Source organism: Streptomyces sp. NPDC033229 (assembly GCF_055576875.1).
The window spans coordinates 1-1,520 of sequence record NZ_JBVIQR010000196.1 but is presented as its reverse complement, the minus strand read 5'-3'; the positions used below and the strand labels follow the sequence as shown (position 1 = coordinate 1,520).

At 69.3% G+C, this 1,520-nt stretch carries 1 pseudogene; it reads right to left on the bottom strand.

Going from position 1 to position 1,520, the window contains the following annotated elements:
* Positions 1-138 precede the first annotated feature (138 nt).
* Positions 139-1,456: pseudogene (locus tag ACZ53N_RS37330) on the bottom strand (IS1380 family transposase).
* Positions 1,457-1,520 lie beyond the last annotated feature (64 nt).

The following is a 1,520-nucleotide window of genomic DNA, read 5'->3' as shown; positions in this document are numbered from 1 at the left end:
CCGGTTGTCGCGTTGGGTGGGCGCGGGGTTCCACTTCGCCGGTGTGGTGATGGGGGTTGTCGGGACGGTCGAAGTGGCTGGTCAACCGGGGTCCGGGAGGCTGTGGAGCCTGTCGATCGCGTGGGTGAGGACGTCGGTTCAGGACCATCGGGCAGTGAAGCGGAGCCGGTGGCGGCGGCCGGTGTTCACGAGTTGGGCGGCGGCGGAGAACAGGCGCAGGGGGATCTTCTTCGGTTCCCAGCGGCGGGTTTGGCCGGTCCGGGCGAGCATCGGCATCCAGGCCAGGAGGTCGAGTGCGAGGGAGACGATCTCCAGTCAGATGCGGTTCTGTGCGGCCTCGTGCAGGGGCAGGTTGCGCAGGCCGGTGTCGCGGGCACTTTGATGCGGTCCTCGCAGCGGGCCCGGCGGCGGTGGCGCAGTTCGGGATCGGCGAGCTGGCCGTCTTGGGTGTTGGTCGCGAAACAGGTCAGCCGTAGTCCGTCGGGGTCGGTGAAGCGCAGTTGGGCACGGGGGTGCGGGCGTTTCTTGCGGACGATCAGCCGCATGCCCTTGGGCCAGGTGCTCAGGTCGGGCATGTCGGGGATCTCCGCGACCCAGGCTCCGGGCTGTTCGGTGCCGCCGGAGTCGTCGGCCGGCGTCCATGCCTTCTTCGGGATCTTCGGCACGGCCTGGTGGATGGCGTCGGTGATGGTCATTCCGACGGAATGCGACAGCCACCGGCCTCGCTTGGAGAGCCAGTCGAGGAAGGTGTGGGTGGCGTCGGCGGAGTCGGTCCGGGTCAGTGTCTGCCGTCCCCGCCGAAGGCGTTGGGGCAGTTGGTCCAGGGCGAGTCGGGCGGTTTCGATGTGGTCGGCAGCGGTGTTGGAGCCCGCGTTGCCCGGCCGCAGCAGGGTGGCTACCGGTTCCCCGGACCCGGCTGAGCCGTGGTCGACGAACGCGACGAGCGGGTGATGGCTGAAGGTCTTTTTCCAGGTCGCGGTGGCGTCCTGCTTCTCGGAGCGGGCGAGCACCAGCCCACCGTCGATGTCCACGATGACGCCGTTGGCGGCCGGGCTGGTCTCACCGGCCAGGTCCCGGACACACCCGCGAACTTGGGAGCGTGCGCCCCGGGTTGCGGCCAGGGCTTTCTGGCCGGAGGCGGCGAGAGCATCGATGAGACGGGAAACCGTCGGATCGGAAGCCACCGGCCCGACTACCGAGGGTTCGGCCCGCAGTATGCCGACGTCGGCCAAACAGTCTCCGCCGAGCGCGACGGCCAGGGCCACATCCAGCAGGATCTTGCCGGGGTCGTGCACCGCCCGCGGTTTGCGCCACGGCGCCAGCGCCGCCGATATCGCGGTGTCCAGGCCGGACTTGGGGACCGTCTCGACCAGCAGCACCGACCCGGCCGCGAGACCACCCCACGGCCGCCGCCCTCGACACAAAGACGCGGGTACGACCCGCTACGCTTCTTCACCTGGAGAGTGCTTCTTTTCTTGCAGCTGACAGGGCCCTCGACAAGTCCCATCGTTGCAGGTCAG